Below are 24,817 nucleotides of genomic sequence, written 5' to 3'. Positions count from 1 at the left end.
TCAGGAAAGAACCACTTGAAAAGAGCCTTTAAGCCGGCTCTTTCGATTCATTCAATTCAGTATCTGATTGGCAGATAAACGCTTGGGCCCGGCCATTGTTTTTGGCCCGGTAAAGCGCCTGATCGGCTTTCTTCATCAACCTTTGGGCGTCACTTTCATTGTCATTACAGATAACAACACCAACACTGGCACTGAGTAGCAGGCGCTCACCCTTGACCACCATCGGCTCAGAAAACACTTTCACCAGACGATCCGCCAGCGGTTCAAAGCCATTGTCAGCATCTTGAGGCAACTGCTTGGCAATCAGCACAAATTCATCACCACCGATACGGCAGGCAATATCTGATACCCGAATTGTATCTTTTAACCTGCGGGCCACTTCAATTAACACCATGTCGCCGACATCGTGACCAAAGTTATCATTGATCTCTTTAAATCGATCAAGATCGATGAACATAACCGCCAGCTGAGGTGTCTGATAGCGTTGATATATAGCAATATCACGTTCCAGATAGAGCATCAGCGAACGCCTGTTAGGCAGCTCTGTTAATGGGTCATTTTCGGCCAGGATACGCAGTCTTTTCTCAGCCGCTTTGCGCCGGGTTATGTCGGTAAAGGTGGCGATAAAGTTCTGAATCTGTCCATCTGGTCCAAGATACGCGGTAATAGATAACCACTCAGGGTAGACCGTGCCATCCTTACGCTTATTCCAGATCTCACCTTGCCAACCGCCCTGAGTCAGCAGTTCCTGCCACATTTGATGATAGTACGCAGAATCATGTTTACCCGAGGCCAGTAGTTTAGGGTTTTGTCCTACTGCCTCGTCACTGGAGTAACCCGTGATTCGGCTAAAAGCATCGTTAACTTGAAGAATCTTATTGTCCCGGTCCATTACTGCGATCCCTTCATAGGCCGCCTCAACAATTCGGGCACTCAGCTCCATGGACTGCGCATACTCAACCAACTGATTTTTCTGCTGCTCAATACTACTATGATAGTTATCAAACTGACTGCTTAACCAACGACTAAACAGCCGGGTCACCATCAGTACGGCGGCACAAAGAATAACCAGCAACAGGAGCAGTTTTCTCGTATTTTCCTGCAACTGACGATCCAACTCATCTTTCTGAGCCTGAATTAACGACTCAATATCATCTTCATAAATACCAGCGACCAGAATCCAGTCCCAATGCTTGAGAGGTCTCACCAGAGACAGCTTAGTTCCCCTTTTAGCCTGTCCAGGCAGCGTCCAGTCATAATACAGATATCCGCCGCCATCCTTTGCTATCTCAAGAACACGACGAGCACTCTCCTGATCTGAAGCATTACTGAATTGCTCGAAATGCATACCCTCCAACTGCGGCGAAGCGGCACTGGCCTGCACCACCCCATTATTCTTGAGCACCGCTATATAACCATTGTTATCAAACCGGATATTCTTCAGATGACGCAAAATCGTTAACTGCAGATCCTGTTCAATACGGTAGATATAGTCACCACCTCCTACGATCCAGTTATAGGATTGGAACCGTTCCACATAGGCGATTTTATCCGCCATCTCTTCTTCATTTTCTGGCGGATACCAACGGTAACGGGAGAAACCGGACTGCTCTGGGTTTCTAACCGCATCGATCAGTCCACGCATAATATAGTGCCCGGTATCATCCTGATTATCGTAGAGCGAGGTCCCTTCCAGCCCGGGCGCTGTAGGCAAAAGAATACAAACGCCGTTCATATCATCGATAAAGATATAGCCACGACCATTAAAAAAACGCAGATCCCGGACCGATTCAATCAGCAGTTGCTGCAACTCGGCTTCAGGCATTTTATGCTGTTGCTGCTCATATATACTGCGCATTACACTCAGCGCCTGGCGAACCTGGCTTTGCGACTCATGTCTGAGCGTCTCTTCAGCACTGGCATTACTCAGCTGAATAAAGGTTTCCGCATCATCCAACTCGTCATTCAAGCGCAGGCGCTGCTCTTCAAGAAAGGTCTGTTGCAGACTATCGAGTTGCTGCTGGTAATATTGCCGGTCATTAACAATGAAGTAGGCCACAATAGCGATCAGCATAATAATAACGATCGCCGATACGCCCCAGAGAATATAACGGGAAATTCGGTGCGGGCTGATATGTAAACTCATATTTGACTTAATACAAAACAAAGCATCCAGCTAAGTTAGAGGGCTATATCCGGCAGCCGTCAAATTGTTCTAAAGCAGACTCTCATACTAAGCTTTCCAGCAGGTAGTTCAAGTACCACCGAAGTAATAACCCCAACCATTAACCCTTACATATTAGAAGGTTAACTATACCCTGTAACTTAACCCTCTATTCAAACGTATGCTGCTGACAGAGCCGCAGTCACTATCAAGACATAACCCGAATACCGTCGCCTCAGAAACGAATTCAACACTTCCGCTTACGGCTTAACTGAAACGTTATGTTGCAGACCGCTCGCAATAAGAACTGCAGCATAAGCAGATAGCCACAACAGCAAAACCAGTACTTTAGTACTGGTTTTTTGCCCCAATGGTTCAATTTAATCTGACACCACTAAAAGGTGTAATACAGCAAGAGAAGCTGTAATCTTCGACGTCTGAACAATAATTCAGCCGTTAAACCGATAACCAAGAAATATCTGATCCTTCCCCGCTAGCGGATCAGGTAAACCCGATTAATAATAAATATAATCAGGGCTGATCCGTCGTTTAATTTATACTTGATATAACCACGGTAGCTGTAGCCTGAGTTGGGAGCATAATGTGTATAAAATACTGATCGCCGATGATCACCCGTTGTTTCGCGAAGCCATCGGCAATGTCATTGCCAGCGGCTTTCCCACCTGTGAAACCCTGGAAACTGAAGATCTTGATGCCGCTCTCGAGCTGGCCCGGGAACATGATGACCTGGACCTGATCCTGCTGGATCTGAACATGCCGGGGATGAATGGTCTCAACGGCCTGATCACTTTGCGTAACGACTGCCCGACTATCCCGGTGGTGATCGTCTCGGCAGAAGAAGATAAACAGATCGTGCTGCAGGCGATTACTTACGGTGCTGTCGGTTTTATTACTAAATCCTCACCCCGTCAGCAGATGACCGAAGCACTGCAACAGATTCTCGACGGAAACGTTTATCTTCCATCAGACATTATCCGCTCGGATAAACCAGCCAGCCGCGTCCATCGGCGCCACGAAGAGAGTCAGATTCCACCCGAGATGATGTCTTCACTGACCCGCCGTCAGCTACTGGTACTGGAACGAATGTCTGAAGGTGAATCAAATAAGCAGATAGCCTATAACCTGAATATCGCCGAAACTACGGTTAAAGCCCATGTTTCAGCGATTCTCAGAAAGCTCGGTGTGCATAACCGGATTCAGGCTGTTTTATCCGCCGGCAACATCGACTTCAGCGAATACCTGAAGCGCTGAGCACACGACTTTCAACACCCTCCATCAGGACCTGTATCCGCTAGTCTATACAAGCTAATGATTCGGTCGGCTGGCAGGTTTCATGCTCTCGCATCCAGCGGGAGAAACCTTCTGCGGTCAGAGGCCGGGATATGTAAAACCCCTGTACCAGATCACAGCAACGCTGCTGCACAAACTCTAGTTGAGCCTGAGTTTCCACACCTTCGGCAATCACCTCAAGGCCCAGCTGACGGGCCATTGCGATGATCGCGGCAGCGATCTTTTCGTCATTCTTAGCGTCCGGTATATCACGGATAAAAGAGCGATCGATTTTGAGGCTGTCGATCGGCAGCTGCTTCAGATAACTCAAAGAAGAGTAACCGGTACCAAAGTCATCGATACTGATACTGGCTCCGAGACTGCGCAATTGATTCAGGGTCTCTGCCACCTGATCTATATCCTGCATGATATAGCTTTCGGTTACTTCCAGCTCAAGGTATTCAGCCGGCAGCCCCGTTTGCTGCAATGCATTCTCGACGGTTTGGAACATATTACTGCGAGACAATTGACCGGCAGACAGATTAACTGCAACTCTTACCGGCATCCCCTGATCGAGCCAGATACGCCCCTGCATACAAGCCTGACGCAAAACCCAGCAACCAAGAGGCACGATCAATCCGGTATCTTCCGCCAGGGGAATAAAGGTATTCGGCGGTACCAGACCAGCATCTGTTTGCCAGCGCACCAGCGCCTCAACCCGCTCGATACAACCATTATGCAGATTCAGCTGCGGCTGATAGTGCAATACCAGCTGTTCATCATCTATCGCCTGGCGCAGCTTACTCTCCAGTTGAAAATGCTCGTAAGTGTTCTGTTGCAGATCCTGAGAATACAGGGCAAACCGGTTACGCCCTGTATCTTTCGCATGGTACATCGCAATATCAGCGGTTTTCAGCAGTAGCTCCGCCTGCTCGCCATGATCGGGAAACAGACTAAGACCAATACTGCAACTCACTACAACCTGATGTCCCTCAAGATCAACTGGCTCTTCAAGTTGTAGCATCAGTTTACGGGCGGTTTTCTGTAAAGCTCCGGTATCTTCGATATCTTCCATAACGATAACAAACTCGTCACCGCCCAGGCGGGACAAAGTATCAGACTGACGTATTCCCCGCCCCAGGCGCTGGGCGACCTGCTGTAGCAGCAGATCCCCCATATGATGCCCCAGGGTATCGTTAATAAACTTAAACCGGTCCAGATCGATAAACATAACACCGACTTTACGGCACACCCGCCCGGCCCGATCCAAGGCATGGCTCAAACGGTCGTTCAACAATATCCGGTTTGGCAATCCGGTTACCAGATCATAGTGTGCCAGGTACTGAATGCGCTCTTCGTCGATCTTCTTTTCGGTTATATCAGTAAATACACTGATAAACTGTACGACTTCGCCATCTCCGTTCAACACCCTTTCGATACTCTGCAGTGCCGGAAATACTTCTCCGTTCTTACGCCGGTTCCAGATCTCTCCCTGCCAACTACCTTCGCTTATTAAGGTCTGCCACAGCTGTTGGTAAAAGAAGCGATCATGATGCCCTGAACTGAACAACTGTTCAGGTCGCAACCCGAGCGCATCGCCTTCACTGAAGCCGGTGATATCACTGAAGCCCTTGTTAACCATCATAATGCGTTTGTCAGCATCGGTAACTATGATCCCCTCACGGGTATTTTCAAACACTGAGGCGGTCAGCTGTAACTGTTTATCTGCGACCTCTCGCTGTAACTCGGCACCCACCCGACTCGCCGCTATCTGCAACAACCCGCCGATCGCTTCAGTATTGTTGAGTGGGTGCACATCCAGTAACGCTATCAACCCATTGCAACTACCGTCAGAGTCAAACAGGGATATTCCGGCATAGCTCTCGGCCTGCATATCCTGCAACAGCTGATCGCCGGCAAAACGCTGCTGAATATTGTCAGGATAGATACACACCGTGCTGGCGACTACATTTTCACAGGGAGTGCCCTGCAAGCTATAACTGAAATTATCAACAATCTCGCCATGAGCAAACACTGCACGAATATTAACCCGTTGAGGATTCTCACTGTCCCTTACCCCTACCAGCGCATAGGCACAGCTGAAGGTTTGCGCCAATAAGGTTACGACACTCTGAAAATACTCATCGCCACTCTTGCCGGATACATTCTCCGCCAGACCGCGATAAAACAGATCCGATAATTTAGCCGTCGTTATATCCTGCAGGGTACCGACTACCTGTTTGGATTTAAACTCGCGTCGTCCCTGACAGCGCACATATCGGATCTGATTTTCCGCCGACAGGATACGGAACTCGTAGTCCATACCGGGAGAAGCGCTGGCCACACTCTGCAGCTGCCGTTCAAGCTCTCTACTATCTTGCGGATGAACCGCGCCGATAAAATTTTCATATGATGAGACAGTATTCGCCGGCTTAAAACCCAGGATTGAATACAGCTCGGCGGTCCAGTACATACGACCACTTTTGAGCGACCACTCCCAGGATCCAACGCCTGAAATTCGTTGCGAGTTTAGCAACCGGTTCTCGCTCTTACGTAGCGCACGCTCAGCCTTCTTACGGGATAAGACCTCCTGCCGTAGCTCGGTATTCCAGAACAAAACCCCCAGTAAACCGAGAATCACAGCACCGATAACCAGCAGTGACAGCAACAGGTAATTGCGTAATTTTCGACTCTCCTGATGCTCCAGCCTGATCCAGCGTTGCTGCAAGCCGGCTGCGGTCCCGGTATCGATGTTGGCCAGCGCTTTATTCAAAATACCAACCAGCTCTGGCCAATCGTTGCGCACCGCCATGCCTAGTTTGAAGTTATAAGGGGTATCTCCTGCGACCTTGAGATTGCTCAAACCCTGCTGCTTAATCGCAAAGCTGACCGACGCCATATTGCCGACAAACACATCGATCTGGCCTAAGGCTACCGCCTGTAGCGCACTATCAATAGTGCCGTAGCTGACCAGTTTAAGTTCCGAATGATTTGCCTTCAGGGTGTCATGGGAAAAGTAGCCCTGCACAACCGCGACCTGACGTTCAGAAAGATCATCCAGCGTGGTGATATCGGGCATATCATCGCGGGTGATAATAACCATCGGATAGCTGAGATAAGGTTCGGTGAACAACAGGTACTCACTTCTGGATGCAGTTTCTGCAGCCGCCGGCAACAGATCCAGCTGACGCGCTCTGGCGGTATCCAATACCTGACGCCAGCTCAGATCCTGCTGCGGCACCAGCTTAAGCGGCAACCGCTGCTGCAGCAGCACAATGTATTCTGCGGCTATTCCCTGGTACTCGCCCTGCTCAATGAACTCAAACGGCGGCCATTGTGGATCGACCCCCAGACGAATTTCAGGATGCGCCGCCAACCAGGCTTTTTCAGCTTCACTCAACCAAAGTTCCGTAGCCTGCACAGAACAGACCTGCAACAACAATGTCAGAAGCGGTATATGCAGCAACCAAAAACAGACAGACCGGGACCGGTTACAACTCATAGGACACCTGCTCACCATTAATGTTGATGGCGGTCACCGGTCCTCACTAACCTGTTACGACCCCTCTGAAAAGTCAGATAGGGACAAAATAGTGAGTAGATTGAATGACCTGCAGTGATCATTTAACCAGTGTTGGGTGTAAAAAATAATACCCATGCCACCAATATGGGTACCTGTAAGGGCTTACTTAAGCAGATGGTTGAGGGTTGTTTTAAGCTTCAGTGGTCGCACAGGCTTATTCATCAGCAGATAGCCATGCTCCCGAATTGTCTGCTTTAACTCGCTCGAGTAGTTCGCGGTAATCATCAGAACCGGCACCGGCTGTTGTAACTTCCCGTTCAATTCAAGCGCAGCATCGAGACCGTTTTCACCGTTATCAAGATGATAATCGGCTATCAGTAACCGCGGCGGTTGTTGCAGATCAACCTGCTCGATCAGACCCGCCAACGACAGCCCGGTTATCACTTCACAACCCCAGCCCTGTAGTAAGGTTTGCATCGCCCTGCAGATGGCCGGGTCATTATCGATCACCCATATTTCACTGCCCGCTAATTGATCAAACTGTTGCGGCAACGGCTGATTCTGCATCGGTAACAGGCTGCTTTCAGGCAGCTCACCATAAGGTACTTCAACAGAAAAAACAGAACCTTTGCCTTCAACAGAGGATACACTGACCCGATGCCCCAGCATTCGGGATATCTTATCGACTATCGCCAGCCCCAGCCCAAGCCCCTTATCGGTTTCAGTTTGCTGGGGCTGCAGACGTTTGAACTCAAGGAAAATATCGGTCAGTTTCTCTTCCGGTATACCGGCACCGGTATCCCAGACCTCAATCACCAGGCTGTTACGCTTGCGCCGACAACCAAACAGCACTTTACCCTGCTCGGTATAACGGATCGCGTTAGATAGAAAGTTACGCAGAATCCGCGCCAGCAGTTGTGAATCCGATGAGATAACTGCCGACGAGCCGCTATAGCATAGAGTCAGCCCCTCACTGGCGGCGATCTGACGGTACTCATTGGCGATATTCTGCAACAAGGTCGTCACCGGAAATGCCGTAATATCTGGTTCAATAACCCCGGCATCCAGTTTGGAAATATCCACCAGAGTGCTGAGCAACGATTCGACATCTTCCAGCGAAGTACTGACCGAACTGATCAGGTGTTTATTCTCTGCCCCTGCTGATTGCTCCAGCAATGCACCGGTAAACAACCGCGCGGCATTCAACGGCTGCAACAGGTCATGGCTAACCGCCGCCAGGAACTTAGTTTTTGACAGGTTAGCCTGTTCAGCATGCTTATTTGCTTCACGCAGGCGTGCCTCGGCCTGTTTACGCTCGGTAATCTCCTGCCATAGCTGATCATTCAGTTTGGTCAGTTCAGAGGTCCGCTCGATCACCCTTTGCTCCATCGTCTGATAGGAGTCCTGCAACGCCTGAGCGGTCTTGCGACGTTCCGTAATATCCCGAATCAGGACAAAGAAGCCCACGGCCTGACCCTCTGCATCCAGATTGGGCACATAGGCTTTGAGCATAAAGCGCTGATTGCCCTGGGGGTCCAGCTCTTCAATCTCAAAGGTGACGCTTTCCCCGGACAGTGCCCGGTCAATATAGGGTTTGAGCTTAATAAACTGTTGCCCGCCATGCACCATGGTAATTGTCTTACCGGTTAACGCCTCCCGAGGCCAGCCATACCAGTCCTCATACACCTTATTGGTAAACTGGAAGCGCAGATCATCGCCGACATAGGCGATCAGGGCCGGTACGTGATCGGTGATAAGCCGGAGCCACTGCTCACTTTCACGCAGTGTTTCAGCATATTCATGGCGTTCGGTAATATCGGTATAGGTATTAACAAAGCCACCTTCAGGCATTGGGTGGGTCCTGATCTCGATCACTTTGCCGTTGCTCAGGCTTTGCTCCAGCTCAATCGCGGCCCGACCACTATGACTGTTGGTAAATGGCGTTAACAAAATCAGCTCGCAATCCGAGATCAGATCATCGAACACCGGTTGCTGATTGAGCCGCTCTTCAGAAAATCCGGATAGCTCAGCAAAGCGCTGATTCCAGACTTCCAACCGCCCCTGGGCGTTGATCAGGACAACTCCCTGAGACAGGTTATCCACGGTGTTTTGCAGCACCCGGGACTTGTCAGCCAGGGCCCGTTCCCGACGCGCCGTTTCACGCTGTTTCAGTTCGGTAATATCGGTATACAGAATAACCAGGCCACCATCCCGGGTGCGCCGCTCACTCATCTGCGCCCAGCGGTCATTATTGAGCCGATAGACAATGCTGTTATCGGCCTCTTCGGCGACATATTCTTCAACGATCACACCGTGCTCTGTGGCCAGCCGCTTAATGTCCTGAATCGCAGTGCCCCGCGCGATAGTGACACCGGTATCCTCCCAGAACGAGGAAAACTTACTGTTATAGAGCACGATGCGACGCTCACTATCAAACAGAACAAAGGCATCGGAAATACTTTCAATGGCATCGATCAGGCGCTGATGGGTGATCTCAGCCTCCAGCTTAGCCCGGGTCAGCGCCTGATTGCTGACCTTTAGGTCGGCCAGGGCGATATTGAGGGCTTCGGTTCGCTCCCTCACCTGTTCAGCCAGTGCGACCGAATGCTCAAACGCAGCGTAGGGATCGGTGCGGGTGGTCGCACTGACCTCAACCCTTTCGATCAAGACCCGGTTAATCTTTTGTAACTTCTGATTCTCCTGCTCTAACTGATCGATGCGTTGCTGCAAACGTTGAGTATCGGCGGCAGATGACTTTACGCTGGTATTCATCCCACTCTCCCGATTGCAACCGCGGTAAACGTCTGATTGATATGCATACCACCGATCTGCTCGCCATAAGTATTAAAGCCAACCACCTTATGCCTGTTCAATAATCCGGACATGGCCCTGTTTTGATCGCGTAACTCCAGCTCAAGCCGGCGCAGAAAGCAGTCGCATCCGATGGTCAACAGATGGTCCCCGACCCGCTGCTCGATTTTCGCCAACTCGGTATCCAGCTGCGCGATCATCTCACCAGACTCCATGACCGTCATCACTATGCCGTTCTCTACGGCACAGTAAAACGTCAGACTCAGGTCATCGTTAACACTCTGAATCGAGCGCACAAAGTACTCATCGCCGATCCGTACTGCGATAGGGTTAAGTGCAAACACCTGATGATTGAGTTCATCCAGCGGCACCCCGGTCACCCTCGAATATTCGACGGCAGCGGGTTCTGCATTCAACTCCAGAACCCGCCGCTGATCGCTGTCAGCGGCAGTCACCACCAGCTTTTCATCCCGGCTTCGCATATGGTGCATACTGAACACTTCGAAACGACAGCGGGTATTGATCATCAGCACCACCGCGGCGTCACTATGAAAACGTCCATCGAAGTAAACGTGGGTATTATCGAGACAGATATCATCACCTGCTGAACCACCAAAGTGAGGAATACTGCCCAGTGCTGAATCCAGGGTAACCAGTACTTGCTCCTCCTGGGTGGAGAGACCGTCGAGCAAGGTCAGGACAAAGCTGTTACCGATAATCGGCGCGATTTGCTGTTGCTGACAATCCTCCGTTAACTGATCCACCACCGCCTGGGCATCACTGAAACTAAACTGATCCAGGTTGTGAATCAGCCGGGCGCTGATAGCAAACTCGGACGCGGCAAAACCGATCGCGGTCACGCATCCCTGACCATAACCCTGGGCAGTAATTTCGCCGGCAGAAGTGCAACCCGCTACTGCAATGTCACTGAACTGATCCTGTAACTCCTCAGCCAGTGCCGGCAGATCATATTCGGTAGAACAGAAAAACAACACAAAACCAAGCTCCGGCCAATCCAGCTGCTGATGCAAGGATAACGCTGCCTCCCGTTCATTCCTGACACTGGTACTGGCGGTACGAAGTTCTGCTTGTTGTGGTATCGGAGGTAATTGCATCGCTGGACAACCCGGTCGGTTCTGATAATAGCTACAGCTACTAATGGCTATAACTACAGTCTAAGGAGAGTGCCAACGAATAAAAATTGTACTTGGGGACAGAATATAATTTGCAACCAACCACTTATAAAACCGTAAGTGACTGATTTACATATAATTTACAAAAGAACACATTACTACTTAAGTAGCACAAAAAAAGCGGGCCATTGAAGGGGTTAATGGCCCGCTGCAGCTATACGCTAAGATTATTTCTGCGCAAGCGCAGTGCTTACCAGCTCAGCGTGGCACCCAGCGCTAAGGTATCGGTTTCTGAAGTATCAATAGTACCGTTGTTACTTTCATGTACTGTGTATTCAGCCACCAGCTTCAGGTTTTCATTGATATCATGGAACATCGCGACACCGCTCAGGCTGTCCTTAGTTGTTAGGGAAGAACCGGACGCCTGGTTTTCAGTTTCACCATAGGACAGTACAAAACGATTAGCCCCGACACTGTAAGAACCCTGAACCAGGAAACCTTCAGACTCATCCGCAGCGGTCAGGGTATTACTGGCAAACACGCTGCTGATACCTTCCTGATCAAAACCGGATGCGGTCAGGGCAAAGCCTGCGGCTTTAACCTGAGCACCATAGGAGACGCCAGTCGCATCAACACCGGCCGTTGTTGAATCGCCAAACGCGCCACCGATCCAGGCTTTAATCCCGGTACCGTTATAATCGGCACTGTACGTCGCTTCAGTTTCAAAGCGGGCATTATTGCTCTGATCACTGGCAGAATCGGTGGTATTCGGATCCATAATACCTACAGCGACCTGGAAGCCACTGCTGACAGGGCTACGGTAGGTGATTTGCGCGACCGGATTGGCATATGGGTAACCGGTAGTGATATTACCAAAGGTTGTATTAGAGGTGGCAGCGGGGGCAAAGCCAACACCCAGCAGCAGCTCATCGCTGAAGATATTAGTGCGGCCGTACAGACCGAAATCCTTACCAAACAGTACCTGACCAAAGTCACCATCAACAGTGGCGTAGAACTGACGCACATCAATCATGGAATCGGTTTTAGTATCATCGCCATCCTGGTTGCTATCGTTGATCGACACCCAGAATGATGAGCGACCGCCCAGGGTCAGATCACCGCTCTGCTTAGCGACATTAAAGCCGATATAGTTTGGCAAAAAACCCATTCGTACCCGGGAGGTCTTAGTGCTGGTATCGGCAACTTTATCGTTTACATCCTGATAGGTGTAAAACGCATTAAAATGTCCATCAGCACTGAAGGTAGTACCGTCCTGGTCGTACAGCGTAATCGCAGCACTGGCACTGTTACTGATCACCGCGGCCACAGCAACCGGCAGTAGTTTGATTAGCATGCTTTTATTATTCATCTTGCCCCTCAATTATCATCAACGTTGAACTGTTTTTTTGTGATGAAAATAGTGACGCAGATACTCTGCTGGAAACACGCTGCTTTTGTGCCGGACAGGCCCTTTTTTGGGCTCTGATACCGCCCTGCTCTTCTGACCCCCGACCGTCAGATGCCGCACCAGCCAATAGCTTTCATCTAAAAGGACTAAGCACAGAAGTAATACCTTAAGGGGAAGTGCCTAAGTCTGATAATACTGCTTTCAGGCAAAAAAAAACCATCAGATATTAGTCTGATGGTTTCTTAGAAAAGACGTTCCGGACTATTCAGGGGATGTATCGCTGTCTATCAGCAGTTGCGGTTCAAAGCCCATAATGAATCCACCCCAGTGCTTACCATTCAGATAGATCGGAAAGGACAGATCGTTGAGCACTTCCCCGGTATCACGGACGTAGGTTTGCAACAGGAAAGGCGCAGTATGGGTCGCCCGGCGTTTCTCCGCCCGGGTGGAAAAGAAGATACGACGGTGACGGCTCTTAACATTATCAATGCTGAAATCACCGGTCAGCGGCTCAGATACCCTGATATGATGCGCCGGAGCATAACCATCATTATTCACAGCAATTGCATAAATCAGCCCGGTTTGCTGACCAAGAAACTGCTCAAACATCGGCCTGATCAGTTTCTCATAAGCATCGGTATAACTCAGGTCATACTTTTCAGGTAAGCCCTGATTAGTATGCTGATAGTTCTGATCAAACAGATCCAGGCCTTGCGCCTGTAACTGCTCCAGCGCCTGCTGAACCTGGCGGGTCCAATCCCGCCCGGACTGAATGATTTTTTCAAAACTGCCATAACCGATGATGAAACGCGACAACAACTCCTGGGTCTCTTCAGTGGACGCCTCAAGCTCAGCTGAATAGGTCCGCGAGCGAGCCATTTCATTGCGGATGTCTCCGCTGATGCCGGCAATTGTTTCGACATGGCTGTGAGATTCTTTATTGGTATAAGCCAGCTCGTCCAAAGTGGAACTGATCGTAGTAAGCTGCCCGTTCACCTGCTCAAAATCAACGACCAGACGTCCAAACTGCTCACTGGTATTGCTGATAAAGTCTTCAGCATTGCGGCTATAATCGAGAATATTTTTCGAATTAGCCCGGGTATCCTGTACCAGCTCAGCCATTACTACAATATTCTCGTCAATCTCAGCCGTTGCCGTCTTAACTTGCTGAGAAAGATTACGTACTTCGTCTGCAACCACGGCAAAGCCCCTTCCGGCCTCTCCAGCTCTGGCCGCCTCAATTGAGGCATTCAGTGCCAGCAGGTTGGTTTGCTCAGAGAAACGCTTAACCATCGACAGGATATCGGTAATATTGGCGGAATTCTGACTCAGCTTTTCCACCGTACACTGAAAACCCGCTGCCAGCTCGGTGATAGTCCGTATCTGGCCAAGAACCTGTTCCAGCTCATTGCTCGACCCCTTAATCTCACGCAGGTTATTACTGGTATATTCAGAAATATTCAGGGTATTACCGGCGACTTCTTCGATCGCCTGTGTCGATTCGTGACTTGACTGCAGCACCAGCTGGGCCTGTTGCTCCTGCTCACTGGTGGATTGATGTACCTCTTTAAGCACTTTGCTCAACTGAGTGGCGCTAAGCGCAACCCGCACACTATGATTCCGGGTCCGGGCAATAATCTTTTTCAGGCTGCTGGCAAAGCCGTTGTAGCTGGCAGCCATAGTAGAGATTTCATCATGGGTAAATTCGGGCAGGGTGGCTGAAATATCACCATCCTTCTCCTTAATCGCACTGAGGACATCGATCATAGTGCGAATCGGTCGCAGAAAGATATGGCGCATAAAGAAGACGGTAAACAACGCCGAGATAATCGCAAAAACAAAAATACCCCCGCCCAGATAATACAAGGTTTGTAACTGGCTATTAATCTGCCGTAATACGCCGTCACTTACTCTGGCCGCCTGAATAAATCCGTTCAGTTGCTCAAGGTAATAGTAACCAGCCACCAGAAACAGCACCGATGGCAGTAACAGAAACAACACATTGCCGATAATTTTACGGGTCAGTGAATGGAAGAAGGTACTTTCTACTGCGTCATACAGGTTCATTTGATCCACATTATTATTGTTGTTGGTATCAGATATATAATTTTTTCATTAAAACATATGTTTAATTTTCACAACTATAAAGCTTACCCATTTCAAGTACTTAACTGAAGCTATATTAAACGTTCATTTAAACATTCAGAAACTGATCAACAACTACCCTATCGACACATAGGAAACACTGATCCAGGGCAAGATTCAGATAATAAACTCACCATCGCAGCTGAAAAGCATGTTGCTGCAGCCAGCGTTTCGAGTTTTTATATGCCGGACAAAAACGAGCAACCCGCTGCCAGAACTGTGGCGAATGATTCATGTGCTGCAGATGGCTCATCTCATGGATTACCACATAATCGATAACCTCTTCCTCCGCCATAATCAACAGCCAGTTAAACCTTAACTCGGCACGACTATTACAGCAGCCCCATTTACGCCGGTAGCTGCGGACACTGACTGCGGCAGGCTGATCCCCCATAATTGCCGCCCAATAATCAGTCCGGTTACGGATATATTGTTCAGCCTGTTGCCGATACCACTGTTCCAGAAGATGATGGATCGCCGCCTCGCGGGGACGACGAATACGATGGGACAGATGCAACACAATGCAGCCCTGCTCAACGTTAACGTTGCTGCTTTCTTGCTGTTCCAGAATCAGCAATGGATATCGCTTCCCCAGGTACAGCAACTCAGACCCGTTATCGATAGCAGGTATCTCTTGAGCAACCGGTTGTTGTGCAAAACCCGCCAACCGACTTTTAATCCAGCTCTGCTTAGCCGCGACAAAATGATCAATTCTGGCCTGAGATATAGCCGCCGGGGCTAATACCCGAACAGCACCCGGCCGGACCTGAATCTCAATTGTTTTACGCCGCCGACTGCGGGTCAGTTGGTATTCCGTATTATCCGGCAACCAGTCATCCTGCAGCAGATCATGCTGCGGTAAACGATTTTTAAACAGTGAAAACATCAGATATCGCCGGAACACCAGTAAAAAATGAAAAAGCTAAAGCCGAAGTTACCTTAAAGGGATCTGAGCATAACAACGATCAGCAGCCTTATATAGCTGTTTTTTAACCTGCTCAGAGGCATTCCCCGCATAGCGAATCTGTTCATAGCAAGCGGCAACTTCATGGATCTCCACTGCGAGTTCCGGAACGACCTCAGCGACTCGTCTGGCATGATCGGTGACCGTTTCGCCGCAGCCTCTTTGTAAGCCAAGCCGTGCCAGCTTGCAGTTCAATCTGGCAATACATCGCTCAACCGGATCAACGGCTGAGCGGCGACCTGACAGCAAGCTGTAGCTAAGCAATAGCAGTACAATAACCGCCGGTATCATTAGCAGCATTAACATTTTTAATACACTGATGCCGCCGAGTAACCGCTCCAGCAAGTTAAGTTGCTCATTTTCAAAATTCAGCACCCAGCGGTGCCAGCCATAGTTCAGGGCGTCATACTGCCAGCGCATCTGTTGTAACCAACGATTGCCCAGGCTGGCTCGGGCCAGCAACGCGTCGGCCAGAAACCCAGACTCAGTACCGAACAGTTGCTGCGCCGGCTGTTCGACCCGTTCAGGGGCCACCATCGCCGTTGGATCCAGTCGCTGCCAGCCTTGTCCCTTAAGCCATACTTCGATCCAGGCATGGGCCTCGTATTGCCTGATCGTCATACTGCCATCCAGCGGGTTCAGTTCCCCGCCCTGATAACCGCCAACCACCCGGGCCGGTATACCGGCTGCCCGTAACAGGAACACACTGGCACCGGCATAATGCCCGCAAAACCCGCGCTGGGTCTGAAATAGAAACTGATCGATACTGTCCCCCTGCAACCCGGGTGGTTCAAGGGTATAACTGAAGCGGCGAGTAAAGTGCTGTAACAGTCGGGAAATAAATTTGAACTGATCATCCGCGGTGGCCTGCAGCCAATCCCGGGCAAGCTTGCGGCTACGGGGATTACCACTGGCCGGTAGTTGCAGGTAACGCTGCGACTCAGATTCAGACAACAACCAACTGCCATAGTCCAGCGCGGAAGTGATCCTGTACTGGCTGCGTTGCATCAGAGGTTCAGCTGCCGATAAGGTGAAATCCCTGTTACGTACCAGGTTTGCCGGAACCTGTTGTGGCAGGTCCAGCGCATAACGCCAGCGCTGCGCGGTTGGTTCCATAATAACCTGATAGCGGTAGCGCTCTGTCTGCGTTTGCCTTAACGCTGCTTTGGCAAAAAACTGCGACTCTGCCTGCTCACTCCGGCGCCAGCTGCGACCATCAAACTGGTCATAGATAACGCCCCGCCAGTAACGCTGGCTGGCTACCGGCACAGCCCCCTCGAAAGTAACCCGAAAAGCAATTTCGGCGGACCGGGTCAGGCGGCTGACATCACCGGGAGCCATACTGTCTGAGAGTCCGGAAAATGCCTGCCCGGCATCAGGGTCAACACTCCAGAGCGGGGGAATCCGGGGAAATATAAGAAACATCACTAACATCAGGGGAATCGCCTGCATATAGAGCAATGCAGATCGTTTTATAGGGTGCCAGAAATTACTCTCCTGCTCACTACGATATACAGTGTTCAGCGTCGCTGTAATCACTATCAGCGTCAGCAGGATATAGAGCGCCATCGGAATGCTCTGGTTAAACAAAAAAACTGAGGCCGCCAGAATGTAGGCTATGAACAATACCACCAGCGCATCCCGCCGCTGATATAGTTCCAGCAGTTTGATCAGAAACCCCACCAACAGCAGAGCTACAGTAGCCCCCAGGGTTGAACCTTGTTTGAAACTGAAAAACAGCGCGGGCAGACAAACAGCAACCAGCATCAGGCGCAACCAGCCAGGGGGAAAATCGAGGCGGCCACGATGCACCATTAGCCGCCAGCCAATTGTCAGCAACGCCAGCGCATATATCCAGGACGGTATGTGACCGGCAAACGGCAGTATCACCATCAGGATAGTTACTATCATCCAGATCATAGTATTGCGTGTTAACTGACAGAGCGGCTTCATCGTATTTGCGCTCCCAGGCCCTTAGTGCTCAGTATCGTCCAGACCATAGTGCAGCGGGTTAACTGACAGAGCGGCTTCATCGTATTTGCGCTCCCAGGCCCTTAGTGCTCAGTATCATCCAGACCATAGTGCAGCGGGTTAACTGGCAGACAGGCTTCATCGTATTTGCGCTCCCAGGCCCTTAGTGCTCAGTATCATCCAGACCATAGTGCAGCGGGTTAACTGGCAGACAGGCTTCATTGCGGATCTCCTGACTGACCGTGGGGGAACAGCGCCAGCGCCTGCAGGATCCGATTCCGATGTAGCTCTCCCCGGCCCGGTTCAATCTCTGTACCAGGCAGTATCAGACCATAAAACGCGCCCTGTTTTTCCAGTTGCAAAGTCCACCAGGTTAAACGGGACAAACGTGCCTCAGTGCCGAGTTCTGGCCATAGCTGCCAACTCAGCCAGCAGTTCTTTTCGGCATAATCGACGTATTGCTTCGCCAGCAGCCCCTGCCCACGGGCATATTGCTTCCAGGCGATATGCCGTGGTGACATCCCCTGCTGGAACTGTTCCAACCCGGCAAATTCCTGAGCCCCTGATTGCCCGGATTCACGGCCATCCCCCCGCCCCGATGCGGTTTCGAGCAGACTTCCACCTGCAATCGGCTGAGGATAGACTAAAACCTGCAGATCCGCGTCCAGCCAGCTCCAGGCTTTAATCAGCCCCAGCGGGTAATAGGTCTGAATCAACAAAACTCCGGCGGGCAACACACCCCGTTGCCGTGCCGGAAGGTAGAGGGTAACCGATTCATCGTTGCCATCAACCAGGTCCAGCGCTGTTTCCGCCCCATCCTGCCAGCTCAGCTGTAAGCTGTGATACTGACGCCCCGCTGCAGCATTCAGCTGAAGTTCAAAGGCCGCATCGTCACCAACAAAGCAGTGATGCCCGCGAACAAAGCTGATGGTCAGACCTGACATATTTGCGTAGGTATGGATGATCGTGATGATGAATAAGCTGAGCAGCAAAAAAACTACACCATAAGCCAGATTATTCTGATAATTTATCGCAAGCAGTAATATGATGCCGAGCAGCAACAGGAAACCGAAACCGGCGGCGGAGGGCATGATATAGATCCGCTTCTGCTTCAGGGTCAGCTGGCGGGATCGGGGGCTACGCCGTACGGCCCAATCCAGTACCGACTTACGGAGTCGTTTCCTGAAACCTGCCGCTGCGATTTCTGTCATTATCAAGCTCCGTCAGGCAACTACATCAACCTGGCTCAGCAAGCGCTGAATCAGCCCTTTACCGGCGATACTGCCGACATCATCGGCGACCCGCAAGCGATGGCCCAGTACTGGTCCCATAAGCATCTGCAGATCTTCCGGCACCACATAATCACGGCCATGAATATACGCCCAGCTACGACAGGCATTGAGCAGGGCCAATGCGCCCCGGGGCGAAATACCATAACTGAATTCCGCGGTCTGACGGCTATACCGAACAATACGCTGCAGATAGTCGATCACGCTGTCCGAAGCTTTTACCGCTGCGCAGGCATCGGTAATCTGCTGCAGTTGTTGCAGATTAATCACCTGTTCAAGCTGATCCATCCTTCGGCGGGGGTCACCACCAGTTAACAGCTCCCGCTCAGCTTTGGCATCGGGATAGCCCAGCTCGATCCGCATCAGAAAACGATCCAGTTGGGATTCAGGCAACGGAAACGTTCCGTATTGGGTCACGGGGTTTTGCGTAGCGATGACAAAGAAAGGGGCGGGCAATTCGTAAGTCGTTGCATCAAGAGTAACCCTTCGTTCCTCCATCGCCTCAAGCAGGGCCGACTGGGTTTTAGGTGTGGTCCGGTTAACCTCATCGGCCAGTAGTAGCTGGGTAAAGACAGGGCCTGGGTGAAATTTAAAACTGTTATTGCCTGGATCGAAAATATTAACCCCTAGTATATCGGCCGGCAGCATATCACTGGTGAACTGCAAACGCTGATAATCCAGCCCCAGCACTTTGGCTAAAGCATGGGCCAGAGTCGTCTTGCCCATACCCGGCAGGTCTTCTATCAACAGATGACCCTGACTGAAAATACAGCTCAGTGCTAACCTGACCTGCAACTCCTTGCCATAAAACACCTGCCCCACTGCACTAATAGCCGCTTCGACCTGCTGTCTCATCGTATCCCCTGCAAAGATGAAAAGTGTTGTAGTCACTATAGCCCGGAGTCAGATAGGGAACGAGCAATAATTGTTACTCGTTGCTCAATCGAATAGACGTTCAAGGCTCAGACCTCACATATAATGCGATGCTCGAGCTACGGCTTAAAAAAAAGCCCCTCAATGAGGGGCTAAGAGTGCTATTCCAAATAATGCAGATTAACTGGCAAGCAACGCTATATCCCGCCTTTCTGTTCGAGAGTGATGCCAAGGTAAACAAAGGAGGGGATCTTAGTTTACCGTCGCAGCTGAGCCTTTAGCATCTATCGTCTTACAATTACCATTTAACAATTAAACAAGAGCAATACTGATGCCAACCCAAAGAAAAACATAAAAAACCTTAATAAACAGTAATATATATTACTGATCACTAAACCGCATCGACTCAGACAGATAGGATGTTTAATGAAATAACCAAACCATTCAAAGTCCATTTCAGTATTTCATCAATATGAATATCTGCCCTGACAGGCATCAGACCTGCCCCTGAACGACGCTGCGTTGCTCTTTGACCGACTCAACACTGCACTGCTCTTTAAGGGACTCAACACTGTGCAGGGCTTCCGGCTCAGGCCGACCAAACAGAAAGCCCTGGCCAATATCGCAATGACAAGAAGTCAACATCGCCAACTGCTGCTCGGTTTCAATTCCTTCAGCAACCACCTTCAGACCAAGCTTATGTGCCATAGCCACTACCGCTCCAACAATCATCTGATCATCGGGGTCACTGGCCAGACCGACAATAAAGCTGCGATCAATCTTCAACCTGTCAACCGGCAGCTGTTTCAGCTGCGCCAGGGAAGAATAGCCTGTACCAAAATCGTCGATAGAGATAGTCAGCCCCAGACTTCGCATACGGTGCAGCACCTCAACCGCCTGCCCGACATCTTCGATCAATGAACCTTCAGTAATCTCAATTTCCAATAGGGCCGGATCAATCTCAATACGATGAACAATCTCCCTGATCCGGGTGATCAATTGTGGATCCTGAAACTGCACCGGAGATAGATTAACCGCGACGAACCTGGATTCCAGCCCCTGCTCCTCACGATGTTTTATCATCCGACAGGCTTGTTCTATAACCCAATAGCCGATCGGCACAATCAAGCCACACTCTTCCGCGACCGGAATAAAACTGAGGGGGGATTGCAGGCCTTTTTCCGGATGCTGCCAACGAATCAACGCCTCATAACCGATAACCTGCTGCTGCTTGAGATCAACCTGGGGCTGATAAAACAGAGCAAGCTGATCCTCTTCGAGCGCTTGCCTCAGCTCCTGCTCAAGCTGCAAGCCTTGCGTCACAGCGGTCTGAATATGCGGATCAAAAAATGATATCCCATCCTTACCTTGCTGCTTAGCCGCATACAGGGCAAGATCAGCGTTCTGCAGCCAGCAACCGGCATCAGGGTTATCGGCAGGCAGCATCGTGATACCGACACAAGCCGAGATCTGTACCTCCTGCTGTTCCAGTAAATATGACTGGCCTATAGCAAACTGCAACGACTCCGCAATCCGTCGAGCTCCCTGGGTAGACTTTACGTTCTTCAGCAAAATCGCAAATTCGTCAGCCCCCAGCCGGGCAACCATATCATTAGCTCGCACCCCGCTACGTAAGCGCTGGCTTACCTCGATCAACACCTGATCTCCAGCTTTACGACCATAGGAATCATTGATCCGCTTGAAACCCGACAGATCCATATATAGCAATACGGCGCCCTGCTGGCTGTGCTGATTATCTTCATTCAGGCGCAGCAACTCCTGCTTAAACAGTTTGCGGTTTGCCAGCCCGGTAAGAATATCGTAAAACGACAAATGCTCCAGCTTGGCTCTGCTCTCACGCAACTTTTGCTGCAGCAGCTCCGGTTGATGCAGGATGCGGTATACAAGCAAACTTACCAAGCCTGCCAGCAACACACTCAATAATGCGCCGGTAATATACGACGGAATCAGAGGGTAATCTTTACTGACCACCAGAGACCAGGAACTCCCGGGAATCTGAACGCGGTGTTCTACTTGCTGTTCATTGTTTGGTACGCTTGGCCAGTTTGCGGTACGGTAAAATGACTCGCCCCGACCGGCACTGCTATTGTGATGCAGAGAAAATCGATAGCCTTTGTCTTCCAACACCGGTAGATCGGTGGCCGAGATAAGTTCATCAAGGAAGATCAAGGCACAAGCAAAGCCCCAGAAATGTTCGCCGGTATCATCTCTGATCGTCACCGGTCGCCGGCCGATAACCGCCACGCCGCCCTGAATCAACTCAAAAGGCCCCGCCATAATCGTCCGGTTTTCATTGATCGCCTGCCAGGCTTCATCACGGCGGGCATCGTGCTCAAGAATGTTGTGACCGATCGCTTTTTCATTGCCGGCCAGAGGGTAGATAGAACTGACTATGCCGTCCGGTGCCAGCTGCAGATTGGATATACCGCCCAGGGTCTCGATCAGCCGCCGGGCATGATATTCAAACTTAGGCGCTGAGCCGCCATTTTCGATGACAGTATGGGCAAGAAAATTAGTCGCCAGCATCGACCGGGAAAGCCGTCGCTCGATCAGGTCAGCCTGAGCCTGGGCAACATCATTCAAAAGTGAGAGGTAATCTTTTTCGTCAGCTTTGATCGCCTGCCGGGTCCAGAACAATCCGACGATCAGGCACAGCAGGAAAATTAGCAAAGTGTAGAGGTGACGTTTCTTTACGGGTAATACAGGTAATTCGCTCAAATACTAATCTAAACCATACAACAAACACAGGCTGAGACTTCAGATCTCACAAACTGTGTTAAAAACTAAAAACTTCCTTACTGCCAGACGTCCTATGTTAGATCGGGTCAACCATTAACCCAATGCCCCTGCTTCGAGAATTCAGATAATAAGTTCGCCACTATCGGAGCAAAATATTACGAGCAGGATTAAAAAAATCATTACAAGCATGCTTTACAGCTAAACTTGAATCGGAAGATATTCATGTACAAATTTTTATTTTTTTGCACTGAATTATGTATCAGACTTTTAGATTCTGGGCCAATCTATAGGAGAGCCGCGGTTATTACAACGGTTAAAACAGAACTGGCCTGACCAATTGTGACTAAAGTATTATGTCATTGTCACAATAGCTGACCCGCTTTGTATTAAAACCTACCTTTTCATACAGCTGCAATTAATACTTTTAGCCGACAATTCCATCACCGGATCTCCCTGTATCCGTGAAAATGTATCAGATCGAGCCATCCGTTATTTATGGGCACAAAAAAGGGCGCCAGGCGCCCTTTTTAATCTGGTATACCTTAAAGCTTAGTGGTGGTGGCCACCTTCACCATGGGCATGGCCGTGTTCCAGCTCTTCTTCAGAAGCATCACGCACCTCAACCAGCTCAACATCAAACTTCAGCGTCTGACCAGCCAATGGGTGGTTACCATCAACAGTAACGGTCTCTTCTGTCATTGCAGTAACAATAACCGGCTGCTCACCCCAGGCGGTCTGAGCCATAAAGCGCATACCAACCTGAATATCATCAACCCCTTCAAAAGCGGCGCGGTCAACTTCCTGAACCAGTTCAGCGTTCAGCTCGCCGTAACCCTCTTCAGGCGTCACTTCAACGTTAACCTTATCGCCAGCCTGCTTACCCAGCAGTTCCTTTTCCAGACCCGGTACGATGCTGCCGGTACCGTGCAGGTAAGCCAACGGCTCCTGGCCTTCAGATGAATCCATCACTTCGCCATCAACGTTGCTCAGGGTGTAGTGAATCCGTACGATTTTCTTGTCAGCAACTTGCATTATTTAAATCTCAGTTGAGAGGACCGGGACAGCAGACACTGACAAAGGCCTCGGTTTTATAAAAGTAACAATGCTATCGATATGGGGTTCACTGAAGCGATATCAACCCGATAACATTAATTTTTAGCCCATTAATTGTAAGGTCAGCTCAGCCGCCGGAATTGCTTTGCAGCCGCGGTTGTTCTGACCCGACCATAACGGTGAAAAATCACCGTAGCCCTGTGCCTCAGCCGCAGCCCGCAAGGGTGCTATAGCAGAGGTCGCCAGAGGAAATGCAGGGGCATCAGGGCTTATCGGCCCCTGCTCCCGGATAACACGGTTAACAATACCCCGCGCCGGCCCGCCTGAGAAAATATTGGTCAGTGCGGTATGCTCACCCCCTGCGGAGACAAGCGCTGCACGATGCACTGCGCTGGTGTTAGCTTCATCGCATAACAGATACGCTGTGCCTACCTGCACCCCGGCTGCCCCCATCGCCAGAGCCGCCTTAACCCCGCCAGCGTCGGCAATACCACCGGCAGCAATTACCGGCAGTTCGACGGCGGCTATAATTTGCGGCAACAGCGCAAAAGTCCCCATCTGGGTAGTCATATCGTTAGTCAGAAAAATACCCCGGTGGCCACCCGCTTCCAGGCCCTGGGCGATAATCGCATCCACGCCTTGCTGTTCCAGCCATACCGCCTCTGCAACAGTGGTCGCACTGGAGATAATCTTACTACCCCAGCTGCGCACCTGCTGCAGTAGCTGTGGTGACGGAAGCCCAAAATGAAAACTGACCACTTCAGGTTTGTAACGGCCGACAACTTCCGCTATCTCTGCACTGAAAGGCGCACGACCAGCACCGGCAGTAATGCTGTCAGGATCAATATCAAACTCTTCATAGTAGGAGCTTAAAGCCTTACGCCACTGCTGCTCTTGCTGCTGATCAGATCCCGGCGGGGTATGACAGAAAAAATTCAGGTTAACCGGCTTATCCGTTGCCTGACGGATTTTATCCAGTTCAGCAACTATCGCATCCGGCGTCAGCATGGCACATGGCAGGGAGCCAAGCCCCCCCACTTCAGATACAGCAATCGCTAACTCACTGCCCTGAACGCCGGCCATCGGTGCCTGGATAACCGGCAACTCAATGCCAAATAACTGTTGAATGTTCATTCCATACCCCTTTAAAACCTGACTAATCATACTCTTATCAGTTTACTGCCCTGTACACCGGCTAATATGGGTGCCTGAATAACCGGCAACTCAATGCCAAATAACTGTTGAATATTCATTCCATACCCCTTTAAAACCTGACTAATCATACTCTTATCAGTTTACTGCCCTGTACACCGGCTAATATGGGTGCCTGGATAACTGGCAACTCAATGCCAAATAACTGTTGAATGTTCATTCCATACCCCTTTAAAACCTGACTAATCATACTCTTATCCGTCTACTACCCTGTACACCGG

At 50.3% G+C, this 24,817-nt stretch carries 14 protein-coding genes; 1 reads left to right on the top strand and 13 read right to left on the bottom strand.

Annotated features, from left to right (window positions below; genetic code table 11):
* Window positions 1–28: 28 nt before the first annotated feature.
* Entirely contained in the window at window positions 29–2,146 is a 2,118-nt protein-coding gene (locus tag ACQUQM_RS02875) for a cache domain-containing protein (protein WP_432472975.1), read from the bottom strand.
* 621 nt (window positions 2,147–2,767) lie between these two features.
* Between ACQUQM_RS02875 and ACQUQM_RS02870 the strand changes: the two genes are divergently transcribed.
* On the top strand, window positions 2,768–3,436 hold the full coding sequence (locus ACQUQM_RS02870) for a response regulator (RefSeq protein WP_432472974.1): 669 nt from the start codon (window positions 2,768–2,770) through the stop codon (window positions 3,434–3,436).
* A gap of 40 nt (window positions 3,437–3,476) precedes the next feature.
* Here ACQUQM_RS02870 and ACQUQM_RS02865 read toward each other — a convergent pair whose 3' ends face one another.
* The 12 genes from ACQUQM_RS02865 to ACQUQM_RS02810 all read right to left on the bottom strand — a co-directional run bounded on the left by ACQUQM_RS02865 (window position 3,477) and on the right by ACQUQM_RS02810 (window position 24,518).
* Window positions 3,477–6,854 (bottom strand): EAL domain-containing protein, encoded by a 3,378-nt coding sequence (locus ACQUQM_RS02865; protein WP_432472973.1) that lies wholly within the window; start codon window positions 6,852–6,854, stop codon window positions 3,477–3,479.
* Window positions 6,855–7,139: 285 nt separating this feature from the next.
* Window positions 7,140–9,749, bottom strand: coding sequence for a NahK/ErcS family hybrid sensor histidine kinase/response regulator (locus tag ACQUQM_RS02860; RefSeq protein ID WP_432472972.1), 2,610 nt, complete (start codon window positions 9,747–9,749; stop codon window positions 7,140–7,142).
* Window positions 9,746–10,903 carry a nitric oxide-sensing protein NosP gene (gene nosP, locus ACQUQM_RS02855; protein ID WP_432472971.1) on the bottom strand — a complete coding sequence of 386 codons (1,158 nt, stop codon included), beginning with the start codon at window positions 10,901–10,903 and terminating at the stop codon, window positions 9,746–9,748. The genes ACQUQM_RS02860 and nosP overlap by 4 nt, the downstream gene beginning before the upstream one ends.
* A 268-nt stretch (window positions 10,904–11,171) precedes the next feature.
* Complete coding sequence (locus ACQUQM_RS02850) at window positions 11,172–12,290, bottom strand: porin (protein ID WP_432472970.1); 1,119 nt, start codon at window positions 12,288–12,290, stop codon at window positions 11,172–11,174.
* Window positions 12,291–12,590: 300 nt separating this feature from the next.
* Window positions 12,591–14,396: a methyl-accepting chemotaxis protein gene (locus tag ACQUQM_RS02845; RefSeq protein ID WP_432472969.1), complete on the bottom strand. Its 1,806-nt coding sequence runs from the start codon at window positions 14,394–14,396 to the stop codon at window positions 12,591–12,593.
* A gap of 208 nt (window positions 14,397–14,604) precedes the next feature.
* Window positions 14,605–15,360, bottom strand: coding sequence for a M48 family metallopeptidase (locus ACQUQM_RS02840; protein ID WP_432472968.1), 756 nt, complete (start codon window positions 15,358–15,360; stop codon window positions 14,605–14,607).
* A 48-nt stretch (window positions 15,361–15,408) separates the two neighbouring features.
* Window positions 15,409–17,391, bottom strand: a complete 1,983-nt coding sequence (locus ACQUQM_RS02835) for a transglutaminase TgpA family protein (RefSeq protein ID WP_432472967.1) — start codon at window positions 17,389–17,391, stop codon at window positions 15,409–15,411.
* Between the two features lie 236 nt (window positions 17,392–17,627).
* Window positions 17,628–18,620 carry a DUF58 domain-containing protein gene (locus tag ACQUQM_RS02830; RefSeq protein ID WP_432472966.1) on the bottom strand — a complete coding sequence of 331 codons (993 nt, stop codon included), beginning with the start codon at window positions 18,618–18,620 and terminating at the stop codon, window positions 17,628–17,630.
* A gap of 12 nt (window positions 18,621–18,632) precedes the next feature.
* Window positions 18,633–19,553 carry an AAA family ATPase gene (locus ACQUQM_RS02825; RefSeq protein ID WP_432472965.1) on the bottom strand — a complete coding sequence of 307 codons (921 nt, stop codon included), beginning with the start codon at window positions 19,551–19,553 and terminating at the stop codon, window positions 18,633–18,635.
* Window positions 19,554–20,066: 513 nt separating this feature from the next.
* Window positions 20,067–22,310, bottom strand: a complete 2,244-nt coding sequence (locus ACQUQM_RS02820) for a putative bifunctional diguanylate cyclase/phosphodiesterase (protein ID WP_432472964.1) — start codon at window positions 22,308–22,310, stop codon at window positions 20,067–20,069.
* A gap of 570 nt (window positions 22,311–22,880) precedes the next feature.
* On the bottom strand, window positions 22,881–23,363 hold the full coding sequence (locus ACQUQM_RS02815; protein ID WP_432472963.1) for an FKBP-type peptidyl-prolyl cis-trans isomerase: 483 nt from the start codon (window positions 23,361–23,363) through the stop codon (window positions 22,881–22,883).
* 123 nt (window positions 23,364–23,486) lie between these two features.
* A complete protein-coding gene (locus ACQUQM_RS02810) occupies window positions 23,487–24,518 on the bottom strand; it encodes an NAD(P)H-dependent flavin oxidoreductase (protein WP_432472962.1) in 1,032 nt (343 codons plus the stop codon).
* Between the last annotated feature and the right edge of the window lie 299 nt (window positions 24,519–24,817).

The sequence above is a fragment of the Amphritea sp. HPY genome (assembly GCF_050870985.1).
GTDB lineage: Bacteria > Pseudomonadota > Gammaproteobacteria > Pseudomonadales > Balneatricaceae > Amphritea.
The sequence above is the reverse complement of the archived record's forward strand: the minus strand, read 5'-3'. Positions and strand labels throughout refer to the sequence as shown.

Bases quoted from the DNA above. Each gene is read 5' to 3' on its own strand.
- ACQUQM_RS02875 (WP_432472975.1), bottom strand. From the start codon at position 2,146: ATGAGTTTACATATCAGCCCGCACCGAATTTCCCGTTATATTCTCTGG.
- ACQUQM_RS02860 (WP_432472972.1), bottom strand. From the start codon at position 9,749: ATGAATACCAGCGTAAAGTCATCTGCCGCCGATACTCAACGTTTGCAG.
- nosP (WP_432472971.1), bottom strand. From the start codon at position 10,903: ATGCAATTACCTCCGATACCACAACAAGCAGAACTTCGTACCGCCAGT.
- ACQUQM_RS02850 (WP_432472970.1), bottom strand. From the start codon at position 12,290: ATGAATAATAAAAGCATGCTAATCAAACTACTGCCGGTTGCTGTGGCC.
- ACQUQM_RS02845 (WP_432472969.1), bottom strand. From the start codon at position 14,396: ATGAACCTGTATGACGCAGTAGAAAGTACCTTCTTCCATTCACTGACC.
- ACQUQM_RS02840 (WP_432472968.1), bottom strand. From the start codon at position 15,360: ATGTTTTCACTGTTTAAAAATCGTTTACCGCAGCATGATCTGCTGCAG.
- ACQUQM_RS02835 (WP_432472967.1), bottom strand. From the start codon at position 17,391: ATGAAGCCGCTCTGTCAGTTAACACGCAATACTATGATCTGGATGATA.
- ACQUQM_RS02830 (WP_432472966.1), bottom strand. From the start codon at position 18,620: ATGACAGAAATCGCAGCGGCAGGTTTCAGGAAACGACTCCGTAAGTCG.
- ACQUQM_RS02825 (WP_432472965.1), bottom strand. From the start codon at position 19,553: ATGAGACAGCAGGTCGAAGCGGCTATTAGTGCAGTGGGGCAGGTGTTT.
- ACQUQM_RS02815 (WP_432472963.1), bottom strand. From the start codon at position 23,363: ATGCAAGTTGCTGACAAGAAAATCGTACGGATTCACTACACCCTGAGC.
- ACQUQM_RS02810 (WP_432472962.1), bottom strand. From the start codon at position 24,518: ATGAACATTCAACAGTTATTTGGCATTGAGTTGCCGGTTATCCAGGCA.